This window comes from Caulobacter sp. GW822-FHT07D08, from assembly GCF_058798735.1.
In genome coordinates this window covers 58,218-81,268 of record NZ_JBXAKU010000010.1, presented here as the reverse complement: position 1 = coordinate 81,268, position 23,051 = coordinate 58,218, and the positions used below count along the sequence as shown (strand labels likewise).

Sequence of the window (23,051 nt, the reverse complement as noted above, 5' to 3'; positions counted from 1 at the left end):
GACTCGTCAGTTGTCCGTATAGGCGGCGGGACGCTTTTCGATCATCGCCGCGACCGCCTCGGCATGGTCCGACGTATGATGGGCCAGCGCCTGATAGGCCGATGACAATTCTAGCAGCGAACCCAAGCGCATATGTTGACCTTCACGCAGAAGGCGTTTGGTGAGGCGAAGCGCGTGGCCAGGGCTGCTGGCGACTCGATGGGCCAGCGCCAGCGCCGTGGAGAGGAGCGCCTCCGGCTCGGTCAGCTGGGTCACCAGCGTCCAATCCAGAGCGGTCTGAGCGCTCAGCGCGTCACCGGTCAAGGCCATATGGCTGGCGCGCGGCATGCCCACGATCCGGGGCAAGAGCCAGGCGCCGCCGTCTCCCGGGACAATGCCCAGTTTGACGAAGCTCTCGGCGAAGGTCGCCGTCTGCGAGGCGATGCGGATATCGCACATGCAGGCCAGATCGAGCCCCGCGCCGATCGCGTGTCCGTTGACGGCCGCGATGACCGGCGTCTCGAGTTCGTACAGCGCCATCGGGATGCGCTGGATGCCGTCGCGATAGCGATTGCGCAGGCGGTAAGGCGAGCCTTCGAAGATGCCGGTGCGGTCGCGCATCGCCTTGATGTCGCCGCCAGCGCAGAAGGACGCGCCCGCGCCGGTCAGCACGACGACGCGAACCGAAGGATCGCCGCGAACCTCCTCGCAGGCGTCCTCGATCTCGAACATGTCCTCGGGCTTGCTGAAGGCGTTACGCGCCTCGGGCCGATTGAGGGTCCAGATAGCCACGGGGCCCTCGCGGGACTTCAGCAGGAAATCGGTCATCAGTGGTCTCCGCAAAAGGCCGCGGTCACGAGCGGCCAAAGGCCCTCGTCGCCTCGCGCCGCGAGGATGCGTCCCAGTTGGTCGGTCCAGAAGGCGTCGGACCCATATTCGGCGCGCCAAGCCCACAGGCGGCGCGTCAGGAAGTGCAGGCTGTGTTCATGGGTGAAGCCAATGGCGCCGAAAACAGCGTGGGCGATCGCTGCGCCCTCGCCCGCGGCCTCGCCGGCCACGGCCTTGGCCGAGGCGGTGGTCACGCGCTGGGCGCTGGGCGCGGCCATCAGGAAGGCGGCCTCCGATGCGGCGACGGCCGCGGCCGCTTGGGTCGCCAAAACCGCCAGCTGCTGCTGGACGGCCTGGAATTTGCCGATGGGGCGGCCGAATTGGACGCGCTCGTTGGCGTAGTCGGCGCTGAGTTCGGTCAGGCGACCCAGGGCGCCGGCCATCTGCGCCGATCGCAACATGGCGCCGCCGAGCATCACCGTATCCGTCTCGGCCGAGGCGGCCGCCTCGGCGACCTTGGACCTGGCGGCCAAGGTGACCGTGTCGCGCGGTTCGCCCGCGACATTGTTGCCGGGCGCGACAACGGCCTCGGTCAGGGCGTGCAGCGAAATGCGCCCTGCGCGCGGGTCATGGAGCACCAGCCATTGCGCGTGGCGTCCCCAGGGGACATCGGCCAAAGGCCCGTCGGCCACGCCGCTGGCGAAGACGACGGGCCCGCTCTCGGGAGGGGGCAGCCCCGCCGCGGCCAGCAGGGCGTTGGCCAAGATAGTCTCGGGCAGGGGGACGGGCGCGGCGGCGGCGCCGCAAGCGCGAATGACGACGAAAATATCGGTCCAACTTGCGCCCGCGCCGCCCTGGTCCTCGGGCACGGCGGCGAGCGGAAGGCCTAGTTCCTCGATTTTGGCCCACAGATCGGCCGGCCAGGCGCCGGCTTCCGCCGCGCGCAGGGCGTCCGGTGTTACGGCGTCGGCCAAGAGCCGTTCAATACTGTTCTGAAGCAAGGATCGCATCACCGAACCCCCAGGCCGCGCGCGAGAATGCCGCGAAGGATTTCCCGCGTGCCGCCCCGCAACGAGAACGAGGGCGCCATGCTTTGGACAATGGCCAGGACCCGGCGCGTGGTGGCGGTCTTGGCGCCGGGCGGCAGAGAATCGATCAACCGCATCGCCACCTCGACCGTGTCCTGCTCGTAGCCGGTGCCGATATCCTTCACGCACGAGGCGGCCCAGACAGGATCGTGGCCGGCCGCCAACTGCGCGGTGACCGAGATCGACATCGACCTTAGAGCCACCAGCCAGGCCGCCAGGCGCCCGATCTCGAAAGCCTGGCGAGCGTCCGGTTCGGGACCCACCGCCGCGACAAGGCAGCGGAACAGCGTCATGGCGCTTAGAAAGCGCTCCGGACCGCTCCGCTCGAACGCCAACTCCGAGGTGGCCTGCGCCCAACCCTCGCCCTCGACCCCGATCAGGGCGTCGGCGTCCAGCCGCACGTCCTCGAAAGTGACCTCGTTGAAATGTTCGTGGCCGGACAGATCCTTGATCGGTCGTATCATCACGCCGGGAAGCGCGAGATCGACGAGAAACTGAGATAAGCCGTCATGGCGTTCGCTGGCGGCGTCGGTGCGCACCAAAGCGATCATGGCTTGGCATCGGTCGGCATTGGTGGTCCAGACCTTGCGGCCATTCAGCAGCCAGGCGCCGTCGCCCTGACGCTCAGCCTTCGTGCGCACCGAAGCAAGGTCCGAGCCCGACGCAGGCTCGCTCATCCCAATACAGAAGTACATTTCGCCGGCGCATATGGCCGGGAGAAAACGTTGCTTCTGAGCCGGCGTGCCATGGCGCAGCAGGAGAGGCGCGCTTTGCCGATCGGCGATCCAATGGGCGGTGACAGGCGCGCCCGCCGCCAGGAGCTCCTCGTTGACCACGAACCTTTCAAAAGGCGAGGCGTCGCGGCCCCCGTATTCCTTCGGGATGCTCAGGCCGAGCCAGCCTTTCGCGCCCAAGGCGCGGCTGAAATCGGGATCAAAACCCATCCACGACAGGGCGCGTTTTTCCGCCGGATAGGTCGCGCCCCATTTTGCCAGAAAGTCGCGAACCTCCGCGCGCAACGGCTCCAGGCCTGGCGGCAAAACAGGCGGGCCGAACTGATCAAGCAGATTCACGAGGGCTCCCCAGGGACGTTGGATCGGCTCTCTTTGGAGCGACTGGACTTATACACGCTAGAATATCGTTCTGAACAGAGAATTTTGTTTGCGGCCGGGTCGAGTTTCCCCTTACTGTTCAGCGGGCGATGCGGCGGTGAATCCGTCGCGCACGGGAGGAGCAGCGTCTGACGCGACCGGCGCCGCCGGCGGTCATCGGCGCATCGGCGCTCGCGACAACGCGAGCGGTCCGGTTCAACAAGGGGAAGACATTTTGGCCAAGGTAGCAGTGGTAGGCGCTGGCCTGATGGGCGTGGGGATCGCGCACGCGTTCGCGTCCTCGGGGCACCAGGTGCGCCTGATCGATGTTTCATCCGAGCAGTTGGCCAAGGCCGAAAAGACGATCGCGGGCATTCTCGCCGACGGGGTTCGGCTTGGTAAGGTCGACGAAGGCGTCGCGGCCGCCGCCCTGGCGGCGCTGACGACCTCCGAGAGCGTGTCCGACGGGGCGGTCGGCGTCGATCTCCTGGTCGAGACCGTTTCGGAAAATCTGGCGATCAAGATCGATGTGGTGCGTAAGGCCGAAGCCGTCATGGCCCCGACGGGCCTGATCGCCACCAACACCTCCGCGCTCAGCGTGACCGAGATCGCGGCCGCCTGCCAGGACCCGACGCGGGTCATCGGCATGCACTTCTTCAACCCCGTCCAGAAGATGAAGCTGGTGGAGCTGGTTCGCGGGCTGGCCACCACGGACGAAGCCGTGGCGCTATGCCGTGACTATGTCGCCCAGCTGGGCAAGACCGCGATCGTCGTCAACGAAACGCCCGGGCTGACCACGAGCAGGATGTCGGCCATGGCCGGCAACGAAGCGATGTGGATGCTGCAAGAAGGCGCCGCGAGCGCCGAAGACATCGACACCGCCTTGAGGATGGGCTTCAACCACCCCATGGGACCGCTCGAACTGGGCGACCTTACCGGCTGGGATACGCGCCTGTCGGTGCTGCACTATCTGCACGCCACCCTCGGCGACAAGTTCCGGCCCTGTCCGCTGATCATCAAGATGGTCAAGGCTGGCCGCTACGGCCGCAAGGTCGGCTGGGGCGTCTACAAGTACGAGAATGGCGTGAAGGTGCCAGGCTCGGGAATGCGCGGGAGCCAGCTGTGAACCCGGTCTATGTGGTCGCCGCGGTGCGCACGCCGATCGGCCGGTTCCGGGGTGCGTTGGCCGGGGTGCGCGCCGACCACCTGGGCGCCCACGCGCTGAATAAGCTGGTCGCCCGCGCCGGCGTGGGCGCAGAACACATCGACGACGTGATCTTCGGATGTGTCACCCAGATCGGCGAGCAGTCGGCAAACATCGCGCGGACCTCGCTGCTCGGCGCGGGCTGGCCCGAGAGCATTCCAGCCATGACGGTGGACCGAAAGTGCGGATCGTCGGAAGCCGCGATCCATATCGGCGCGGCTCAGATCGCCGCTGGCGTGAGCGACCTGGTCGTCGCCGGCGGCGCCGAGGCAATGTCGCGCGTGCCGATGGGATCCAATCGAGCCATCCATGGCGAGGCGTTCGGCTGGATGGTTTCGGATCGCTACGAGACGACTTCGCAGGGCGAGGCGGCCGAGCGGATCGCTGATAAGTATGGCTTTGATCGTGACGTGTTGGACGATTTCGCCGCCGAGTCCCATCGCCGCGCCGCCGCCGCCACGGACGCCGGGCGCTTCGTCGCCGAAACCGTCGCCGTTCCGGTCGCCGAGCTCTGCGAAAAAGACTGGGAGGGGCCGCGTGACCCTCTCGAGGCCGACCAGACCATCCGCCGCGACACCAGCCGCGAGAAACTTTCGACGCTGAAAACCAGCTTCCGTGAGCAGGGGCGCATCACCGCGGGCAACGCTTCGCAAATCTCCGACGGGGCGGCGGTGGTGCTGCTCGCCTCTGAAGCCGCCGTCAAACGCTTCAACCTGACTCCGCTGGCGCGAATCCGCTCCGTCGCCGTCGTCGGGGCCGATCCGACCCTGATGCTGGAGGGCCCGATCGCCGCCAGCCGTAAGGCGGCGGCGCTGGCGGGTCTCGCGTTTGACGATATCGCGCTGTTCGAGGTCAATGAAGCCTTCGCCAGCGTGCCGATGATGTGGATGCAGGCGACCGGCGTGGACGCCGATCGACTGAACGTCAACGGCGGGGCCATCGCCTTGGGCCATCCGTTGGGCGCGACGGGCGCGCGGATCGCCACCAGCCTGATCCACGAGTTGCGCCGCACCGGCCAACGATACGGGCTGCAGGCCATCTGCTGCGCTGGCGGCCTGGCGACCGCCACCGTGTACGAAAATCTGGACGCGTCGGCCGCGCCCGCGGTCGTATGACTATGCCCAAACTCACCTACTACTATACGCCCACGACCTGCTCTCTGGCGTCCCATGTCGCGCTCGAGGAGTCGGGGCTGCCGTTCGAAGCCAGCCGGGTGCGGCTTCACGATCCCGAGGCGGTCGAGATCTGGCGACGGACAAACCCCGCGGGCGGGGTGCCCGCGCTGATGTGCGACGAGCGTCTGCTGACTGAGAACGTCGCCATCCTCCACCATGTTGCGCATCTGGCGCCGCACGCCCAGCTTCTGCCTGACGATGGGTTCGATCAGGCCAGCGCGCTGTCTCTGACCGCCTGGTTCGCGAGCACCGTCCACATCACTGGCCGGATGGCGAGAGCCCCGTTCCGCTTCACGCCTGACCAGACGACCCATGAGGCGCTGAGCGCCGAGGGGCGACGTCGGTTCGAAGCCAATCTGCGGAAGGTCGACGGGTTGCTGACCGGTCGAGACTGGCTGGTGGGCGATCGCCTCTCGGTCGCCGACGCCTATGCGCTGGTGTTCTACGCCTGGGGCGTCGCGGGCGACTATCCGATGGCCGAGTTGAAGCATTTTTCAGCGCTAGCGCGTCGCTTGGCCGAACGGCCTGGCGTTCAGCGCGCCATGGCGCGCGAGAAGACGCCGCCATTTCCGTCTTGAGCAACGAAGAGGCCTGCCATGACCAATGTCGTCATCGTCACCGGAGCGTCCGGCGCCTTGGGTCGGGCCGTGGTCATGCGTTTGAAGGCCGACGGCTTCGCCGTCGCGGCCGTGGACGCCGCGCCCGTCATGGAGATCGATGCGGATCTGGTGCTGCCGAAGGTGGATCTCGCCGACGCCGCGGCGGTGGGGGCGGCGTTCGAGGCCGTGGCGTCGACCTTGGGGTCGGTGAACGGGTTGGCCAACATCGCCGGCGGCTTCGTTTGGGAGCCAATCGTCGGTGGCGAAGCCGGCACCTGGGATCGCATGTTCCGCACTAACCTTCTGACGGCCGCCCTGGCCAGCCGCGCGGCGCTTCCCAGTCTGCTGAAGCAGGGGGGCGCGATCGTCAATGTCGGCGCGGCCGGCGCCATCGATCCAGCGACCGGCATGGCGCCCTATGCCGCCTCCAAGGCCGGGGTGATGGCCATGACCCGGAGCCTGGCGGCCGAACTTCGCGGCACGGGCGTTCGCGTCAACGCCATCCTGCCGACGATCCTCGACACGCCGACCAATCGCCAGGATATGCCCGACGCCAACCCCGCCGAATGGATCAAGCCGGCCGACGCGGCGGAGGTCATCGCCTTTCTGCTGTCTGACGCCGCCGTGGCGATCAACGGATCCGGCATTACCCTGGCCGTTTCCTAGGGGCGGAGATTTTCAGCCGGCCCGGTTGTCGTCAGCGGCGCCGAGCCCCAGCGGGTTCGAGGCGTCCGGCTGGCCAGCGTCGATGGCCAGCGTCTTGGCCCGCTTGCTCTGGATTTCCCGGATCGTGATGTAGAGCGTCGAGACCACGATCACCCCGGCTCCGACATAGGTGAAGGCGTCGGGCCATTCGCCGAATACGACCAGACCCGCGATGATCGACAACACCAGCCGAGCATAGTCGATCGGGGCCAGGACGGCGGCCTCGCCGACCGCCATCCCTTTGATGAACAGCACTTGGTTGGCGGCGCTGAGCAGGCCGATCAGAAACAGCGGGATAAGATCGGCGGGGCTGGGCCAGCGCCAGTCGGCCAGGGCCAACGGCAAGCATAGCAACTCGCCCATGATACTGGACCAGACCAGGATCGAGCTCGCCGACAGATCCCGGGTCAGGGATTTCACGCCCGTGATCGTGCCGGCCAAGCACAGGGCCGAGACGAGCGCGGCCAGGTGAGGCCAGCCCAAGGCGGTGTCCGCGCCCCAAGGGCGCATGATGATGACGACGCCGATGAAGCCGACCACCACTGCGGCGATCCGGCTTGGGCCGATCGTTTCGCGAAGGAACAGCGCCGCCAGCAGCACGACCCATAGCGGCCGGGTGAACGACAGGGCGTTGGCCTCGGCCATTGGCATGGCTTCGTAGGTGTAGAGCAGCAGGACCATGCCCACCGTGGCGAGCAGTGAGCGCACGAACAGGGCGGGCATCGTCGCGCGGGGCACCAGCAGCACCTGCCGCGGGCTGCGGAGCATGAAGGGGATGGCGACGATCAGCGACCCGGTCTGCCTATAGAAGTTCTGCAGGTGCGAGGGGTAGTCGCCGCCGAGGTGCTTCACCAGGATGGTCATGCCGACGAAGGTAACGGCCGAGAGCAGCAGCCACACGGCGCCCTGAACGTTGGGCGCCAGGCGCGAGAAGGGGCCCTTCAAGCGGATGTGTCCTCATAACCCTTCAGCACATAGGTCATGCGGCCGCCAGCCAGCATCAGGCCGCTGAACAGGTGGAGCTCGACGATCTGCTCTTCGCTGAAATGTAGGCGCAAATGGTCGTAGACCTCGTCGCCAAGCGAAAAATAATCGCCGGCGAAAAGTTCGGCGAAACGCAGGGCGGCCTGTTCGGACGGACTGAAGCGCGGATCGGACCAGTCGCTGCAGGCGACGACGTCAGCCTCGCTGACGTCGTCGGACTTGCGGGCGATTTGGCAGACCGGACAGGTGGTGATCGAGGCGATCTTCAGGCGGACCAATTCCCGAAGGCGGTCCGGTAAGACACCGCGCTCGTGAATCTCCGCCATCGTCGCGAGCCAGGCGTTGGCCGCGGCCGGCCGGTGAGCCCAGATCTGCACCGGTAAGGTGTTGGAAAGCATCCGCGTCGCGGTTCCCCGTTCGATCGAAGCGCTGAGCGGTTCTGGCAGGGCCTCCAGGGGCAGGGGCGCGACGCGGGCCACGATCAGCCCTCGTCTTCGCAGAATTCGAAGATCGCCCCGCCCAGTTCGGCCGGATCGACGCGCAGCAGAGCGCCGCCGACGGCCTGGCAGTCCTCGATGTGTTCGAATTTCACGCCCAGGGCGGCCAAGCGTTCAGCCTTGGCCTCAAGGCCGTTGACCGAAATGCGGATGTAGTGCGGCCCTGGCCCCCAATTGTGCAGGTAGCGGCCCGTCGGGCTGTCCCACTTCGTGGGTTGGATGACATCGAGCGTCGCGCTGGTTCCCAGATTGAAGCCGATGCGGGCGCGTTTGTAGCCCTCGCGGTCCAATTGCTCGACCGAACCGGCCGGTTGTAGATCCAGGTTCAGGTCTAGACGGCGCAGGACATCGTCGAGGTCGCGCACCAGGAAGCCACGGCCGACGACCCGCACCATGTCGCCAGGCTTGGGGTCGCGAGGGCGGGGCGGGGGGACGTTGAACGCCTCGGCCGGCATTTGAATGGCCGCCAGGGGGATAACCTCGATGCACAGCCCGCCATCGACGGACGGCTCATAGACGGGCTTTTCCGGCGTGCAGCCGACCCACAGTCGATCGAACGGCATTTCCGGCGTCAGCTGGGCCAGACGGAAGGGCTGGCCCTTGCTCTGCAGGTGCTCGATCACGCCGCCGATGTTGTCGGAGACCAGGACCGTGGCGTGGGTCTTGATGGGCCGGAACGGGCCCTGAAAATCCTCGAGACTCTTGAGAAAGCCTGGGAACATCGGATCGCCCTGATTGGGGAAGTCCAGGTGGCCCTGGGGTTCGACGCGCGTGGGCGACACTGCCAGCGATTTGTGCACCCTCAGGAAGTGGGCGATATAGGGATGACCCGGAAAGGCCTGGCGCCAGTTCGCATGGCCGTGGATTTCCAGTTTGCTGACGATCTGTTCGGCCGTCTTGTCGGCGTCGTGGACCATCAGATCGCCGCTGAGCAGCAGGTCATAGAGGCTCATCTTGTTCTCCCTTAGCGTCGGCCGCGCGGCGCGCTGGCCGTTCGTTGTCTTCAGTCCCTGACCAGCAACAGGCTGCCCGCGAGCGGCCCGCCGCCGGCGGCGCAGACCGCTACGCGCGGATCGCGGATCTGGCGTTCGCCCGCGCGCCCCCAAAGCTGGGTGCACGCCTCGTGCACGTAGCCCAGCCCGTGTGTTCGTCCGCCCGACAACTGACCCCCGTTGGTGTTCAAGGGCAGTTCGCCATCCAGCGCGATGCGGTGGCCGCCCTCCACGAAGGCGCCGCTCTGCCCCACGGGACAAAGGCCCAACCCCTCAAGCCACATCAGCGTCAGAATGCTAAAGCCGTCATAGAGCTGGGCGGTGTCCACGTCGGCGGGCTTGAAATCGGTGCGAGCCCACATGGCCGCGGCGGCGTCGGGCGCTGCGTTGGCGGTGAGATCGACCTGATCCCAGAGATAGGGCTGGTTCATCGCCGCTCCGATCGCCTCGATACGCACCGGTCGATTGCGCAGATCCTTGGCGATGTCCTTGCGCGACAAGACGATGGCGGTCGAAGCATCGCAGTGGACATCGCAGTCGAACATCCGCAGCGGCGTGGAGATCATCTTCGAGGCGAAGTAGTCGTCCATCGTCATCGGCTTGCGCATGACGGCCTTGGGGTTGAGCAGGGCGTTGCGACGGGCGTTGAGGGCGATCTGGGCCAATTGCTCGGGCGTGGTGCCGTACTTGCGCATGTGGCTGTGGGCGTACATGGCGGTGATGTTGACCACCGACAGCACGTTGAACGGCGTGCACCACTGCCACATGAAATTGCCGTCGCGCGCGCCGGACTTCGCCGCGAGACTCTGGTCCTTGCTGCCGCTCAGGCGGTTGCTCGACTCGGTGATGGTGCGAAAGACCAGAACGTTCTTGGCCAGGCCCGTGGCGATCGCCATGGCGCCGTTCATCACGCCGGCGAGCGGCCCGGCCGCCTCATAGCCGCCGCTGAACCAGTTGCATTGCAGGCCCAGCATGCTCAACACCGCCAAGGGACCGACGGGCGAGAAACTGCTGCCGTTGGCGTTGTCGCCAGGCCAGGAACAGACGCCGTCGATGTCCTTGGGAGTGAGGCCGGCGTCGGCGATAGCCTCCAGCGCGGCATCCACCGTCAGCTCCATGGCCGAACGCGACGATGGGCGGCCCACTTCGGACTGCCCTACGCCGACGATGGCGACGTCCTTTTCGAGGATCCGAGCGCCCATTAGGCTTGCGCCCTTTCGAACAGAGGCACCCAGACGTCCTCGATGTTCTCGAACACGACCGTCACGGGCATGCCGATCTCGACCGCCTGAGGCGGACAATTCACGATGTTGGACAGAAAGCGCAGGCCCGCCTGCTCCTCCAGCTCGACGATGGCGACGACATAGGGCTCGCTGAGGTCGGGAGTCCAAGCCTGGTGATTGATGGTGAACGTCAACACCCGACCGCGTCCCGACACCGCCGTGGGCGCGACGTTGAGGCTGGAGCAATGGCGACAGATCGGCGCTGGAGGGTGAAAGAATTGCGCGCAGTCCCCGCAGCGGTGCATCCGCAGTTCACCGACCTCGCCGCCGGTCCAGAACGGCTGCGTCTCGGCGTTGAGCAGGGGAAGTTTTCTCATCGCCGCGCCTCCCGAATGTGTTGAAGGGCGGCCATCTAACGGCCCGTGAAGACGGGTTGGCGTTTTTCCTTGAAGGCGGCGGCGGCTTCGCGGCGGTCGTCGGTCGACATCAGGAGGACGAATAGATCCTTCTCGAGTTTCAGTCCGGCGCGAAGATCCATTTCAAGACCATCGCGTGCGGCCTCCTTGACGTAGGCCAGAGCCGAGGCGGGCTTGGCGGCGATGCGCTCGGCCAAGACCTGGACTTCGTCGATCAGGTGATCACTCGCCGTCGCCAAGCGTGAAACCAGGCCGATGCGATGGGCTTCCGCCGCGTCGATCCGCTCGCCGGTCAGTAAGAGATCGAGCGCCCGGCCAAGGCCGACGATCCGCGGCAGGCGTTGCGTGCCGCCGCCGCCCGGGATCAAGCCGAGGCTGGTTTCGGGCAGGCCGAACACCGCGCTTGGCGCGGCGATCCTCATATCGCACGCCATGGCGATCTCGAGGCCGCCACCCAGGCAAAAGCCGTGAATGGCGGCGATCACCGGTTTGCGGACCCGATCCAAGGCCTCGATCCAGCCGGGAGTCATCCCAGCCCTGAGCGTCGGCAGGGAGGTCGCGTCGCTTTGCGCCTTGATGTCGGCGCCGGCGCAAAAGCCGCGCTCGCCAGCGCCCCGGATGACGATCACGCCCATTTCGGGATCGCTGTCCAGCTGCTCCAGCGCCTGGGTGACTTCGAGACGCAGGGCGGGATTGATGGCGTTGATCTGCCCAGGGCGGTTCAGAACGATCCAGCCCACGCGATTGACGCGCTCGATCTGGACGGTTTGTTCGATGGCTCCATCCGCCATGGTCATCATGCTCCGACGCGACCGGCCAGCCGTGCGCGGCCGCATTCGCTGTCCTGGGAATTGCGAGGTGGGAAACTCATGCCGCGGCCTCGACGGCAAAGCGCTGGGAGCGGCGCGCGGCCAGCCAGGCGGCCAAGAAATGCACGCCCGACCACAGGCTAAAGCCCATCACCGCGGCGATGCCGATCTTCAGGGAATGGGGACCGCCAACGCGATCGCTGACCACGCCGACGACCAACGGACCAACGCCGTAGCCGACAAGATTGGTCACGGCCTGCACGGCGGAGACGACAACGCCCCGCATGCGCGGCTCCACGCCGGTGACCAAGATCGCATAGGCGGGGGCCGTAAACCCGCGCGAGACGATCTCGAAGACGATGAAGGCTACAGCCACGACGGTTAGGGAAGAACCCAAGGCGAAGACGAGACCCGAAGCGCAAGCCAGAGCGCACGCGACCATTGGAGCGGCCGGCAAGGCCTGGACGCCCCAGCGACGGACAACCGCGTCCCCAACGGGACCGCCGACCAGAGAGCCCAAGGCGCCAAAGAGGCCCACGCCCAGGCCCGCCATCAGGCCGGCCTGAGGGAGGGTGAAGCCTTGGGTGCGCACCAGGAAGGAGGCGGCCCACACCGGCACGCCCGACATGGCCAAGGAGGCCAGGCCAATGCCGACGAAGGCGTGGAAGACCGCTGGGTTGGCGGAGACAAACCGCAGGGTCTGGAGAAAGGACGGCGCGGGGCCCGCGCCGCCTTGGGCCAAATCCCGTTCCCGCCGCGGCTCGCGAACAGTCAGGATGATCAGGATCGCCAAGATCAGCCCCGGTGCGCCGGCGACGAAGAAGGCGGCTCGCCAGCCATAGTGGGCGGCGATCACGCCGCCAAGCACGAGGCTGATGGCCGTTCCGAAGGCGGTGCTGGTCCAGAACACGCCCATGGCGGTGGAGCGGCGGCTCTTGGGAAAGAGGTCGGCGATCATCGACATCGCTGTGGGCGCGGCCGCTGATTCAGAGGCACCGACAGCAAGCCGGGCCAAGACCAAGGCGGTGTAGTTTTGCGCAAGCCCGCACATGGCGGTGCAAAGGCTCCAGACCGCGACGACGACCGCCAGCAGCTTGGTCCGGTTGACCCGGTCGATCAGCCATCCCATCGGCAGGCCGGTCAGCGCATAGGTTAGTCCGAAGGCTAGCCCCGTCAGCAGGCCCAGCTGACCATCCGAGAGCTTGAATTCGGCCTTCACCGGCTCGATCAGGATCGACATGGCTGTCCGATCGATCGAGTTCGAGACGTAGACGAGTGTCAGGATCACAAGGGTGTACCAGGCGCCCTTGACCAGCGCGGGAGGAGGGGACGCGTTCACGACCGCGAGCCCGCCATGCGTTGGCAACGAGGTTGGGGGGGCGTGCGTAGGCTGACGATCACGGGTATCCTCCGGACGCGGTCTGGGCAGCGTCTCTTTCGGTGACGCTAGAACGGCCGACGCAATTCGGCAAGCGAAACGCACTTCTGGTATCAGAATAATGCGATTGTTTCCCGTCGGTCCGCTGACTAGATAGAGTCCTGCGGACCATCAGGCGTTCGCGCCATTCACGCGAGGTTCCCGTGCGCGCGCTGACGAGCTTTGAGCCTGGCGGCCCTGAAACCCTGAAGATCCGCGATGTGGACGAGCCTTCGCCTGGGCCAGGTCAAGTCGCTGTCGCCGTCCAGGCCTGCGGGGTCAATTTCCCGGATCTGCTGGTCATTGAGGATAAGTATCAGCTGCGGCCGGCGCGGCCGTTTTCGCCGGGCAGCGAATTGGCCGGCGTGGTGCGCGGGATCGGCGAGGGTGTCACCGCGCCGGGCGTGGGTGATCGGGTTTCGGCGTCGCTGCCGTTCGGCGCGATGGCCGAGGTGGCCATCGTGGCGGCGGACCGGTGCACTGTTCTGCCTGACGCCATGCCCATCGAGGAAGCTGCGGCGTTGCAGGTGACCTATGGAACCGTCCTTCACGCCCTGGTGGGCTGCGCAGGCATGCGGCCGGGGGAAACGCTCCTGGTTCTGGGCGCCGGCGGCGGTGTCGGCCTCGCGGCCGTGGAATTGGGGAAGGCCCTAGGCGCTCGCGTGGTCGCCGCGGCGTCTTCGCACGACAAGCTCGAAGCCGCCCGCGCGGCCGGCGCCGATGCGCTCGTGCACTATCCGGGCGCGTTCGAGGGTGTCGCTCAGGCGAGGGCCTTTACCGAGGCCGTGCGGGCCGCCAGCGGCGGGGAAGGGGTCAATGTCGTCATCGACCCGGTCGGGGGAGCCTATGCAGAGCCGGCATTCCGCGCCATCGCCGCGCAGGGGCGGTATCTGGTCGTGGGCTTTGCGGCCGGAATCCCGGCGATCCCGCTCAATCTCGTCCTGCTCAAGGCCGCCCAGATCATCGGCGTTTTCTGGGGGGCCTACATGGCGCGCGACCCTCAATCCGGCGCGCGGGACATGAAGGCGTTGCTGGACCTCTATCAGGCGGGCAAGATCCGGCCGCGCATCTCCGAGCGCTATGCGTTGGAGGAAGGTGGAAGGGCGATCGCGCGGCTGGGCGCGCGGGGTGTGACCGGCAAGATTGTCGTAACCGTATCGAGTTCTGAAAACAGAACGAAAGACTAATATCAGAATTGTGCTGGACCAAAGAGGCCCACCCAACTATGGGTGACCCAGTGGCCTCGCATGGCGAAGCGCGCGGGTTTGGCCCGCCTTCAGGGCAACTGAATGGCGTTGGTGCAAGTCCAGGGACGGAACGTGATGTCTGTCTCCTTCGCCGCCTGGGCTGTGGCGACGGGCGGCGGATGATCGCCAGGTGGACGGAAAGATCAAGATGACCAAGACGATCGAGGCAGGATGGCGGACTGGCCCTCGCGACACGCCGGTCGCCGCTTTGCGCCGCGCCGTCGCCGCGCATCCCGACAAGGTCTTTCTGGACTTCAGTGGCGAAAAGCACACCTACGCCGCGTTCGATCTGGCGAGCAACCGTTTCGCTCACGAGTTGAAGGCCCTGGGCTTGGCCGCCGGAACGCCGATCGTCTCGATGCTCGACAACAATGTCGACGCGGTCACGACCTGGATCGCGGCCAACAAGATCTCCGCGATCAGCGTGCCGCTGAACACCGCGCTGGTCGGGCAGTTTTTGCGCCACCAGATCGAGGACGCTGGCGCGCTCCTGCTGGTCTGCGAGGCGCGCTACCTGCAGCGCGTCCTCGATATCGAGGATCAACTGACAGCGCTAAAGACGGTGTTGGTCCGCGGCGCCTTCGAGCCCGCGCCAGGTTCGGCCCTGACGATCGTCTCGCTCGACGACCACCGGGGTGGCGACGACAGCGCGTTCGAGGATCTGCCCGATCCCGGAGCGCTCAATGCGCTGATCTACACCTCGGGGACCACGGGCCCCTCCAAGGGGTGCATGATCACCGGCAATCAGATGTGTCACTTCGCGCGCATGCTGACGCGGTCAGCGCCGTTCGGACCGGACGACATCTACTGGACGCCCCTGCCGCTGTTCCACATGAACGCCATCGCCACCGGGGTGGTGTCGGTGATGCTGGTCGGGGCGACGATTTCGTTCGCGCCCAAGTTCTCGGTCTCCGGCTTCTGGCCGGCGATCGAAGCGTCCGGCGCGACCGTTGTCTCTATCCTGGGCTCGCTGGGGACCTTGCTCGCGCGCGCCGAGGAGCATGAAGCCATGGCGCGCTGCTTTGGCCAGGTCCACACGGTGAAAGGCAATCCTTTTCCCGAAGACATCAAGCAGATCTGGCGCGAGCGCTTTGGCGCCAAGAAGATCGGATCCAACGTCTATGGTCTGACCGAGGGATTGCTGACCTCGATGCCGGCCGACGGCGCCTACGCGGAAGGCTCGTCTGGCAAGGCCGCGCCAGAGCTGGACGTGCGCATTTTCGACGACAACGACAACGAAGTGCCCGTCGGCGTGTCCGGCGAGGTTGTGTGCCGTCCGCTGATGCCGGACATCATTTTCAAGGGTTATTGGCGTCGACCTGAGGACACCCTCAAGGTCATGGGCAACATGTGGTTCCATACCGGCGATATCGGCCGGTTCGACGAGGATGGCTTCTTCTATTTTGTCGATCGCAAGAAGGACTACCTGCGCCGGCGCGGCGAGAACATCTCCAGCTTCGAGATGGAGACCTCGATCCTGGCCCACCCAGCGATCGAGCAGGTGGCCGTGCACGCCGTGCCATCGAAGCTCCAGGAAGACGACCTCAAGGTGACCGCCAAGTTGAAGCTGGGCGCCGTCCTGTCGGAGGAGGCGCTCTGCCGATGGCTAATCGAACGCGTCCCCTACTACGCGGTGCCGCGCTACATCGAGTTTCGTGCGGAGCTGCCGGTCAATCCGCAGGGGCGGGTGCTGAAGTTCCAGCTTCGCGACGAGGGCGCGACGCCAAACACCTGGGACATCGAGACCACGGACATCAAACCAAGCCGATAACTCAAGGCCAGCCGCGAGGTATTTTATCCTGATAGCAGAATTGAATTCTTCCATCAGATTAAAGCGATTGACTTAAATGCGGAGCTGAGTTCCCTTCCGCTCATAAGCGATCGTGCGAGTTCGTTGAAATCGTCCAGATCGTGGCCGCGCATAGCGCTCAAGGGAGGGACGATCCATGACCAATTCCAGCTGGAAATCGGCGCTTTGCGCGGGCGTTTCGCTTGTTTTCCTGCCCTCGATCGCGAGCGCTCAGGCCGCTCCTCAGGCCGCGCCCACCGGCCTTGAGGAGGTTATCGTCACCGCCCAGCGCCGGGAGGAGCGCTTGGCGGACGTGCCCGTCGCGGTGACGGCCTTCGGCGCCCGCGAGCTGGAACGGCGCCAGATCACGGACGTCCGCGCCCTGACCGAGAACGCGCCGTCGATCACCTTTACGGCCACGCCCTATGGGAACAACGACCTGATCCTGGCGATCCGTGGCGTCGCGCCCGGCGGCGTCCTGCCCAACGTGGATCAGGCGGTAGGCACCTATGTCGACGGCATCTACTACGCCCGTCCTGAGGGCAGCAATCTGGCCATGGTGGACATCGCCTCGGCCGAGGTCCTGCGCGGTCCGCAAGGCACGCTGTTTGGCCGCAACACCATCGGTGGGGCGCTGAACATCACGACCAACAAGCCGACTTACGACTTTGGCGGGTCGCTGAAGCTGGGATACGGCAACTATAACGCCATCTCCGGAACCGGCGTGGTCAATCTGCCGATCATCGCCGACAAGCTGGCGGCCCGACTGGTCTACAGCCACGTCGAGCACGACGGATACGGCTACAATCCCACGCTCGCGAGCGATGTCGCCGATCAGAACGACGACTATATCCGCGCCAGCCTCCGCGCGGACCTGACCTCCCGGATGCGGCTTGACGTCAGCTTCGATCACTATGCCGGCGCCAACCATCAGCCGCTGTGGGTGCTCAACGCCTATCAGCCTGGCCTGACGGCCGCGCAATATGCGCCCTATGTGGCCGCGCCGAAGTCGCGCACCAGCTACGCGGGCTACAATCCCCTCAACCAGTCCAAGGTCTACGACTGGACCGGCACGCTCACCGCCGACCTCGGCTTCGCCACCCTCAAGGCGATCTCAGGGTATCGCAACATCGATTTCGAGGGCGCGGCGGACCTGGACGGCACGCCCTTCCCGACCGCTGACGTCCGCACCTTCGAATTGGACGGCCACCAGGTTTCGCAGGAGCTTCAACTCTATGGGACCACCCTCGCCGACCGGCTGACCTGGACCGCCGGGGCGTACTATTTCCGCGAGAAGATCCGCAATTCGCCCATCACCCGCGTGCCCACCGCCATTCAGGACAACACGATCCGACCGACCAATGAATCGGTCAGCCTGTTTGGCCAGATCGGCCTGGAAGTCCTGCCGCGCCTGCGTCTCACCGCCGGGCTGCGGGCGGTCAAGGACACGCGCAGCATGGTCTATACGCCCGCGCGCTTTGCCGTCTCGGCGGCCAATTCGACCAATCCCGAACCGCCCGCCTCGGCGGTGACGCCGGCGGCCTGCCCCTTTACGGCCATCGGCCTCAACGCCGCGCCCGGCGGCTGCCTCTACACGCCGCGCGACATCCACTTCAACACCGTTCCGTTCACGCTCGGCGTCGACTACCGGCTCCCTGGAGATGGTCTGCTGTATGGCAAATTCTCCAAGGGCTACCGGTCGGGCGGCTTTCAGCAGGCCAGCGGCACGACCGCCGCGTTCTACACGCCGTTCGGCGAGGAGAGCGTGGGAAGCTATGAGGCCGGCGCCAAGCTCACCTTCTTCGACAAGCGCCTCAGGATCGGCGCGAGCGGCTATTTCTCGACCTTCTCGGGAATTCAGCAGAACGCCATTCTTTCGGCCAGCCCGGTGATCATCGCCGTGCTGAATTCGGGTAAGGCCGAGATCTATGGCGGCGAGTTCGAGGCGACCGCGCTTGTGGGCCGCCTGCGCCTCAACGCGGCGCTTGGCTTGATCCATCCGGAATTCACCGACGGGCCCTACAAGGGATCGGCGGTGCCAACCGTGGCCAAGACGACCGTGGCGCTCAGCGCCGACTACCCGGTCGACCTGTCGGCCGGGCGGTTGGACCTGCATGTCGACTACAATCACCGCTCCGAAGTCTACTTCCTCAACACCGTCACCATCACTGGAGCGGGCCCGGTTCCCCTGACCGACTTTCAGCGAAATTCCGTTCGTCAGGGCGGCTACGGGCTGTTGAACGCCCAGGCGTCCTTCACGCTGGCGCGGGTGCCGGTCACCGTGGCCTTCTACGGCAAGAACCTCACCAACGAATATTTCGGCGCGCGCTCGGGATCCTTCGCCGCCAGCAACTTCAACACGGTGGTGATCGGCGCGCCGCGCACCTACGGGGCCAGTGTCTCCTACGCCTTCTGACAAACGCGCCCGGCTCGCGCCAAACTCTGCGGCGCGGTGATCCGGGCGGACCGCGCTTCCCGGCTCGCCTGCCGATCGCAAGGAAATCACGATGCGATTGTTGTCCTTTGATCTGAACGGCGCGCCGACCGCTGGCGTGCGTCTCGGCGATGAGGTGATCGATCTGGGTGTCGCCGCGCCGGATTTGCCGCGAGACCTCCGCGGGTTGCTGGCGGCTGGTCCCCAGGCCCTGGCGGCGGCCGAACGCGCCGCCGCCGCCGCGCCCGGCCACGCCCGTCACCCGCTCGAGAGCGTGCGCCACCTGGTGCCCATCCCTCGACCGGACAAGATTATCGGCCTGGGCAAGACCTACATGAAGCACGTCGCCGAAATGAACGCCGAGGCGTCGACGTTTCCGGGCATGTTCCTGCGCGCGCCCGATTCCATGGTCGCCCACAACCGGCCTATCTGGCGGCCGGAAGTCTCCGACACCCTCGACTACGAGGGCGAACTGATGGTTGTCATTGGCCGGGGCGGGCGGATGATCCCGCGCGAAAGCGCGCTCGAGCACGTCGCCGGCTATGCCTGCCACAACGACGGCAGCGTCCGCGCCTACAACTACATTCCTTCGGCGGTCACCGCCGGTAAGAACTTCCTCAACACCGGCGGGCTCGGTCCCGAGATCGTCACCGCTGACGAGTTGCCGCCAGGCTGCAAGGGCTTGCGGCTCACCACCCACGTCAACGGCGAGCTGCGGCAGAGCGCCGACATCGCCGAAATGCATTGGGACGTCGCGCACCTGGTTCACCTGATGTCGACGATCTTCACGCTCTATCCCGGCGACTTGATCGCCACCGGAACGCCTTCCGGCTGCGCGGCGGCGTCGGCCAGCCCCCAGTGGTTGACGCCGGGCGACGTGGTGCGCGTGGAGATCGAGGGCGTCGGGACGCTGGTCAATCCGATCGTGGACGCGCCCCGGGCAGGGGCGGGCGACCAAGGCTAGCGCACCATCATCAGACCGCCATCCACAGCCAGGGTCTGGCCGGTGATGAAGCGCGAGGCGTCGCTGGCCAGGAACACCAGCACCGGCGCCATATCCGTGTCCGGGTCGCCGAGCCGGCCGCCCAGCGGGATCATCATAGCCATGCCCCGGTCGTGGGCCTCAAGCTGCTCGGGCGACATGCCCGCGCGGGTCGTGTCGTACATCGGCGTCCACATGCCGGGCGCGACCGCGTTGACCGAGACGCCATAGCGTCCCCACTCCTGGGCGATCGTGCGCGTCCAGGCCAGGACCGCGCCCTTCGACGCGGCGTAGTGGGCGCAGCCGCGCAGGCCCGTGGCGCCGGCCGCGGATGCGAAATTGACGATACGGCCGCCGCGCGCCTTGAGGTGGGGGAAGGCGGCTTGGTTGGCGATCATCGTGCCCTTGGCGTTAACGCCAACCACAAGGTCCCACTCCTCGTCGGTGATCGCCTCCGCTGGCGTGTAGCGCTGGATCCCGGCGACATGGACCAGGACATCAAGCCCCCCCATCTCATCGACGGCCCGATCGATGGCCGTCGTCGCCGAGGCGCGCGAGGACACGTCACACAGATCGAAGGTCAGCCGCCCAGCGTCCCTAACCTCTGGCGCGCCGGCCGCGGCGACCGAAACATCCAGACCGCAGACTCTCGCGCCGGCTGCGGCCAACGCCCTGGCGGCGCTGGCGCCGATGCCGCGCGCCGCGCCCGTGACGATGATCTTCTTTCCCGAAAGGGTGGCTGTGTCTGTCATGCCGGTCTCGTCTGTCCGTGTGCGGAGAAGTGGTGGCGTTTGGCGGGCGCTTGATGAGGTTTGGCGGCGCGTGTGGCGAAAGCGCGACCGATCGTCGCTCTATGGAATGATCTTCTTATCTCAGATTTTTATTCTTGCGACAGATTTCCAATTCTGTTTAGTTTGACCGTAAACATAGTGGTCGCTGGCGGCCATAAAATGCGGGGGCGCTAGACCCTCGAGGGGAGGTTTCGATGCCGTTCAGGACCAATCAACCTGTGTCCAAATTTCTGTGGCGCGGAAGTGCGCTGGGCCTGCTGGCCTGCACGGCGCTGACGGCGCCTGCGTTCGCCCAGAGCGCCGCGCCTCAAGCCTCGCCCCAGTCGGACCAGCTGGAAGAAGTCGTCGTCACCGCCCGCCGGCAGGAGGAAAATCTCCAGAGCACGCCGGTCGCGGTCACCGCGATCGGGGCCGCCGCGCTGGAGCGCGCCCAGGTGGCCGACGTTACCGATCTCCAACGCACAACGCCCAGCCTCTCGATCGCCACCGGCGCGCCTTCCGCGTCGGGTTTCGCCTTCGTGGCTATGCGCGGCCAAGGCAACCTGCAGGCCCTGGTCTCCAACGACCCGGCCGTCGCCATCTATGTCGATGGCGTCTACATTCCGCGGCCCTCCCAAGGGCTCACCGACCTGCTCGACCTGCAGCGCGTCGAAGTCCTGCGCGGGCCGCAGGGAACGCTGTTTGGCCGCAACACCATCGGCGGCGCGGTCAACATCCTGTCCGCTGACCCGACCGGGGAGTACAGCGGCCTGGTGAAGATCGAGGCGGGCAACTACGGCCAGTACGGCGCCAGCCTCGTGCTCAATGGCGGCCTGACCGACAAGATCTCCGGCCGGCTGGTCGCCAACACCAAGAGCCGCGACGGGTACGGCCAGGACATTCCGCTGGGCCGCGACATCTGGGCCCAGGACAGCGATTTCGTTCGCGCCAAGCTCAAATACGAAGACGGTCCGGTTCGCCTGATCCTGTCGGGCGACTACAACAAGATCAAGGACAACGGCCAGTTCACCGCGCTGCATGCCTATGCGCCGGAGCTGTTTGGACCCACCGGCTCGTTCGGGCCGTTCGGTCTGGCTTCGACCTTGAACGCCTCCCTGCACAATCGCGGCTTCTACGACAGTTACGCGACGGGCTTCTTCGTCCCGACGAGCAATCCCAACTTCGCCAGCCTGCCGGCCAATGTCCGGGCCATGTACTCGATGCCGCTGGGCAATCGCCTGGAGGCCTATGGCTTTGGCCTCAACGGTTCGGTGGACCTGGGCGGCGTGACCCTGAAGTCGATCACTGGCTATCGCTTCAGCGATACCGACGGCGTCGTCGACACTGACGGCACGCCCGCCCCGATCCTGACGACCTGGGCCGGCTACAGCTCCAAGCAATGGTCGCAGGAACTCCAGATCAACGGGGGCGTCGGCGAGAAGTTCACCTACATCGCGGGCGGCTATTTCTCCGATGAGAAGGGCCAGGAATTCAGCCGGTCGCAGAACTTCGGCTTCCTGCCGTATTCGGCCACCACCCGTCCCTATGCCGGCCTGGCCGGGCAAAACCTCGCCGACGTGCACAATCGCTCGGTCGGCGTCTTCGGTCAGGGCTACTATCAGCTGACCGAGGCCGTCCGGCTCGCGGGCGGGCTTCGCTGGACCTGGGACGATCGCGACACCAAGCTGTATAATTATTCCACTTGGGGCGTCGCCACGACGTGCAACCTGCCCAACCCGGATGTCGCGGGCGTATGCGCCCAGACCCAGAAGACCAGCTTCGACTATCCCGCTTGGACATTCGGCATCGACTGGCAGGTCAATGACGATGTGTTCGCCTATGTGCAGACGCGGAGGGCGTCCAAGTCTGGCGGTTGGAACACGCGCGCCGGCGGCCTTCCGGCCTTCCGGCCCGAGACCACGCGGGACGTCGAAGCGGGCCTAAAGGCCACATGGTTGGAAAACCGTCTGCGCACGAACATCGCCGTCTTCCACTCCTGGCAGTCGGACGTTCAGCGCAACGCCGCGGCGCTGACGCCGGCTGGGGCCAGCACCCAATTCATCGTCAACGCCGGCGACGCCCGGGTCTATGGCGTGGAGCTGGAAGGCGCCTACCGTCCGTGGACGGGCATGGAGCTGACCAGCAGCCTCAGCCTGATGAACGGCAAGTATAAGAGCGGATCGTTCATCGAGCAGCAGTCCGTGCCGGGCGCGTCCTTGACGGGCTGCAAGGCCGCGGGCGCCTCGTCGATCTGCCCGGTGGACCGGAGCGGCGAGGAATTGCCGCAGCTTCCCAAGGTTCAATTCAACCTGGGCGCCACCCAGACCCTGCCCACCTCGTTCGGGCGCGTGTCGCTGCACGCCGACTACGCCTATCTGGGCAAGCAGTTCTATAATCCGGTCACGCCGGCCGCCCAGCAATCGGCCACGACCCAGGGCATCTATGCGACGGCGAACGTCCTGACCCGCACGCCAGGCTATGGTCTGCTGAACGCCCGCTTTACCGTCGAATTCGACGCTCACAACATCGAACTGGCCATCTACGGGAAGAACCTGACCAAGAAGGAATACAACGTCCGCCAGTTCGCCGACGTCTATGCCGCGGGTCTTGGCTTTGCGACGGACTTCATCGGCGAGCCGCGAACCTACGGAGCCTCCCTCACCAAGCGTTTCTAATCCCGCAGTTCCGCTCGGGGCTGACTGGCCGTCGACCGCTTAACGGTCGGCGGCTTTTTTCATAAGCAATGTTCGGCCGAAAAGAGTTTCGCCGACGCCAAAAGGGCCCCCATCGCGCGATGGGGGCCCTGCGCTTCGCGCCGCAGC

The 23,051-nt window shown here is 66.1% G+C and carries 20 protein-coding genes; 9 read left to right on the top strand and 11 right to left on the bottom strand.

The genetic code is table 11. The features are described from left to right. Positions 1–6: 6 nt before the first annotated feature. Genes AC1RJ9_RS18495 through AC1RJ9_RS18485 form a run of 3 tightly spaced genes read right to left on the bottom strand, consistent with a single transcriptional unit; the run spans position 7 to position 2,914 of the window. Positions 7–807, bottom strand: coding sequence for a crotonase/enoyl-CoA hydratase family protein (locus tag AC1RJ9_RS18495; protein WP_062099316.1), 801 nt, complete (start codon positions 805–807; stop codon positions 7–9). Further along, entirely contained in the window at positions 807–1,817 is a 1,011-nt protein-coding gene (locus AC1RJ9_RS18490; RefSeq protein ID WP_099582594.1) for an acyl-CoA dehydrogenase family protein, read from the bottom strand. The genes AC1RJ9_RS18495 and AC1RJ9_RS18490 overlap by 1 nt, the downstream gene beginning before the upstream one ends. Next, positions 1,817–2,914 (bottom strand): acyl-CoA dehydrogenase family protein, encoded by a 1,098-nt coding sequence (locus AC1RJ9_RS18485; RefSeq protein ID WP_492870915.1) that lies wholly within the window; start codon positions 2,912–2,914, stop codon positions 1,817–1,819. Before AC1RJ9_RS18485 ends, AC1RJ9_RS18490 begins: the two co-directional genes overlap by 1 nt. Positions 2,915–3,221: 307 nt before the next feature. Here AC1RJ9_RS18485 and AC1RJ9_RS18480 point away from each other — a divergent pair, with 307 nt between their 5' ends. From AC1RJ9_RS18480 to AC1RJ9_RS18465, 4 genes are read left to right on the top strand one after another with little or no spacing between them, the layout of a single operon-like run. Then, a complete protein-coding gene (locus tag AC1RJ9_RS18480; RefSeq protein WP_082749720.1) occupies positions 3,222–4,112 on the top strand; it encodes a 3-hydroxyacyl-CoA dehydrogenase in 891 nt (296 codons plus the stop codon). Next, on the top strand, positions 4,109–5,305 hold the full coding sequence (locus tag AC1RJ9_RS18475) for a thiolase family protein (protein ID WP_062099309.1): 1,197 nt from the start codon (positions 4,109–4,111) through the stop codon (positions 5,303–5,305). Before AC1RJ9_RS18480 ends, AC1RJ9_RS18475 begins: the two co-directional genes overlap by 4 nt. Continuing rightward, positions 5,302–5,943 (top strand): glutathione S-transferase family protein, encoded by a 642-nt coding sequence (locus AC1RJ9_RS18470; RefSeq protein ID WP_492838769.1) that lies wholly within the window; start codon positions 5,302–5,304, stop codon positions 5,941–5,943. Before AC1RJ9_RS18475 ends, AC1RJ9_RS18470 begins: the two co-directional genes overlap by 4 nt. 18 nt (positions 5,944–5,961) lie before the next feature. Next, the gene (locus tag AC1RJ9_RS18465; protein ID WP_099504298.1) at positions 5,962–6,630 is read left to right on the top strand and encodes an SDR family NAD(P)-dependent oxidoreductase; all 669 of its coding nucleotides are present in this window, start codon (positions 5,962–5,964) and stop codon (positions 6,628–6,630) included. Between the two features lie 12 nt (positions 6,631–6,642). Here the strand turns inward: AC1RJ9_RS18465 and AC1RJ9_RS18460 are convergent, their stop codons facing one another. From AC1RJ9_RS18460 to AC1RJ9_RS18430, 7 genes are all read right to left on the bottom strand, one after another. Further along, positions 6,643–7,614, bottom strand: coding sequence for a DMT family transporter (locus AC1RJ9_RS18460; RefSeq protein ID WP_492838771.1), 972 nt, complete (start codon positions 7,612–7,614; stop codon positions 6,643–6,645). Further along, positions 7,611–8,132, bottom strand: coding sequence for a carboxymuconolactone decarboxylase family protein (locus tag AC1RJ9_RS18455; RefSeq protein ID WP_099504300.1), 522 nt, complete (start codon positions 8,130–8,132; stop codon positions 7,611–7,613). Before AC1RJ9_RS18455 ends, AC1RJ9_RS18460 begins: the two co-directional genes overlap by 4 nt. A 2-nt stretch (positions 8,133–8,134) precedes the next feature. Further along, on the bottom strand, positions 8,135–9,103 hold the full coding sequence (locus AC1RJ9_RS18450) for a VOC family protein (protein ID WP_062099301.1): 969 nt from the start codon (positions 9,101–9,103) through the stop codon (positions 8,135–8,137). Between the two features lie 50 nt (positions 9,104–9,153). Then, positions 9,154–10,344, bottom strand: coding sequence for a thiolase family protein (locus tag AC1RJ9_RS18445; RefSeq protein WP_062099299.1), 1,191 nt, complete (start codon positions 10,342–10,344; stop codon positions 9,154–9,156). Further along, a complete protein-coding gene (locus tag AC1RJ9_RS18440) occupies positions 10,344–10,742 on the bottom strand; it encodes a Zn-ribbon domain-containing OB-fold protein (RefSeq protein WP_062099292.1) in 399 nt (132 codons plus the stop codon). Before AC1RJ9_RS18440 ends, AC1RJ9_RS18445 begins: the two co-directional genes overlap by 1 nt. Before the next feature lie 35 nt (positions 10,743–10,777). After that, a complete protein-coding gene (locus AC1RJ9_RS18435) occupies positions 10,778–11,572 on the bottom strand; it encodes an enoyl-CoA hydratase/isomerase family protein (RefSeq protein ID WP_099582613.1) in 795 nt (264 codons plus the stop codon). Positions 11,573–11,648: 76 nt separating this feature from the next. Continuing rightward, positions 11,649–12,929 (bottom strand): MFS transporter, encoded by a 1,281-nt coding sequence (locus AC1RJ9_RS18430; RefSeq protein WP_062099290.1) that lies wholly within the window; start codon positions 12,927–12,929, stop codon positions 11,649–11,651. Positions 12,930–13,171: 242 nt separating this feature from the next. Here AC1RJ9_RS18430 and AC1RJ9_RS18425 point away from each other — a divergent pair, with 242 nt between their 5' ends. From AC1RJ9_RS18425 to AC1RJ9_RS18410, 4 genes are all read left to right on the top strand, one after another. Beyond that, the gene (locus tag AC1RJ9_RS18425; protein ID WP_492838774.1) at positions 13,172–14,194 is read left to right on the top strand and encodes an NADPH:quinone oxidoreductase family protein; all 1,023 of its coding nucleotides are present in this window, start codon (positions 13,172–13,174) and stop codon (positions 14,192–14,194) included. A gap of 208 nt (positions 14,195–14,402) precedes the next feature. Then, on the top strand, positions 14,403–16,025 hold the full coding sequence (locus tag AC1RJ9_RS18420; protein ID WP_492838776.1) for an AMP-binding protein: 1,623 nt from the start codon (positions 14,403–14,405) through the stop codon (positions 16,023–16,025). 175 nt (positions 16,026–16,200) lie between these two features. Next, complete coding sequence (locus tag AC1RJ9_RS18415) at positions 16,201–18,459, top strand: TonB-dependent receptor (protein ID WP_492838777.1); 2,259 nt, start codon at positions 16,201–16,203, stop codon at positions 18,457–18,459. 91 nt (positions 18,460–18,550) lie between these two features. Next, positions 18,551–19,441 carry a fumarylacetoacetate hydrolase family protein gene (locus AC1RJ9_RS18410; RefSeq protein ID WP_492838779.1) on the top strand — a complete coding sequence of 297 codons (891 nt, stop codon included), beginning with the start codon at positions 18,551–18,553 and terminating at the stop codon, positions 19,439–19,441. Here the strand turns inward: AC1RJ9_RS18410 and AC1RJ9_RS18405 are convergent. Next, positions 19,438–20,211, bottom strand: a complete 774-nt coding sequence (locus AC1RJ9_RS18405) for an SDR family NAD(P)-dependent oxidoreductase (RefSeq protein WP_492838780.1) — start codon at positions 20,209–20,211, stop codon at positions 19,438–19,440. The genes AC1RJ9_RS18410 and AC1RJ9_RS18405 overlap by 4 nt on opposite strands. A gap of 257 nt (positions 20,212–20,468) precedes the next feature. On the opposite strand from AC1RJ9_RS18405, the gene AC1RJ9_RS18400 reads away from it, so the two are divergent. After that, positions 20,469–22,904, top strand: a complete 2,436-nt coding sequence (locus tag AC1RJ9_RS18400) for a TonB-dependent receptor (RefSeq protein ID WP_492838781.1) — start codon at positions 20,469–20,471, stop codon at positions 22,902–22,904. Positions 22,905–23,051 lie beyond the last annotated feature (147 nt).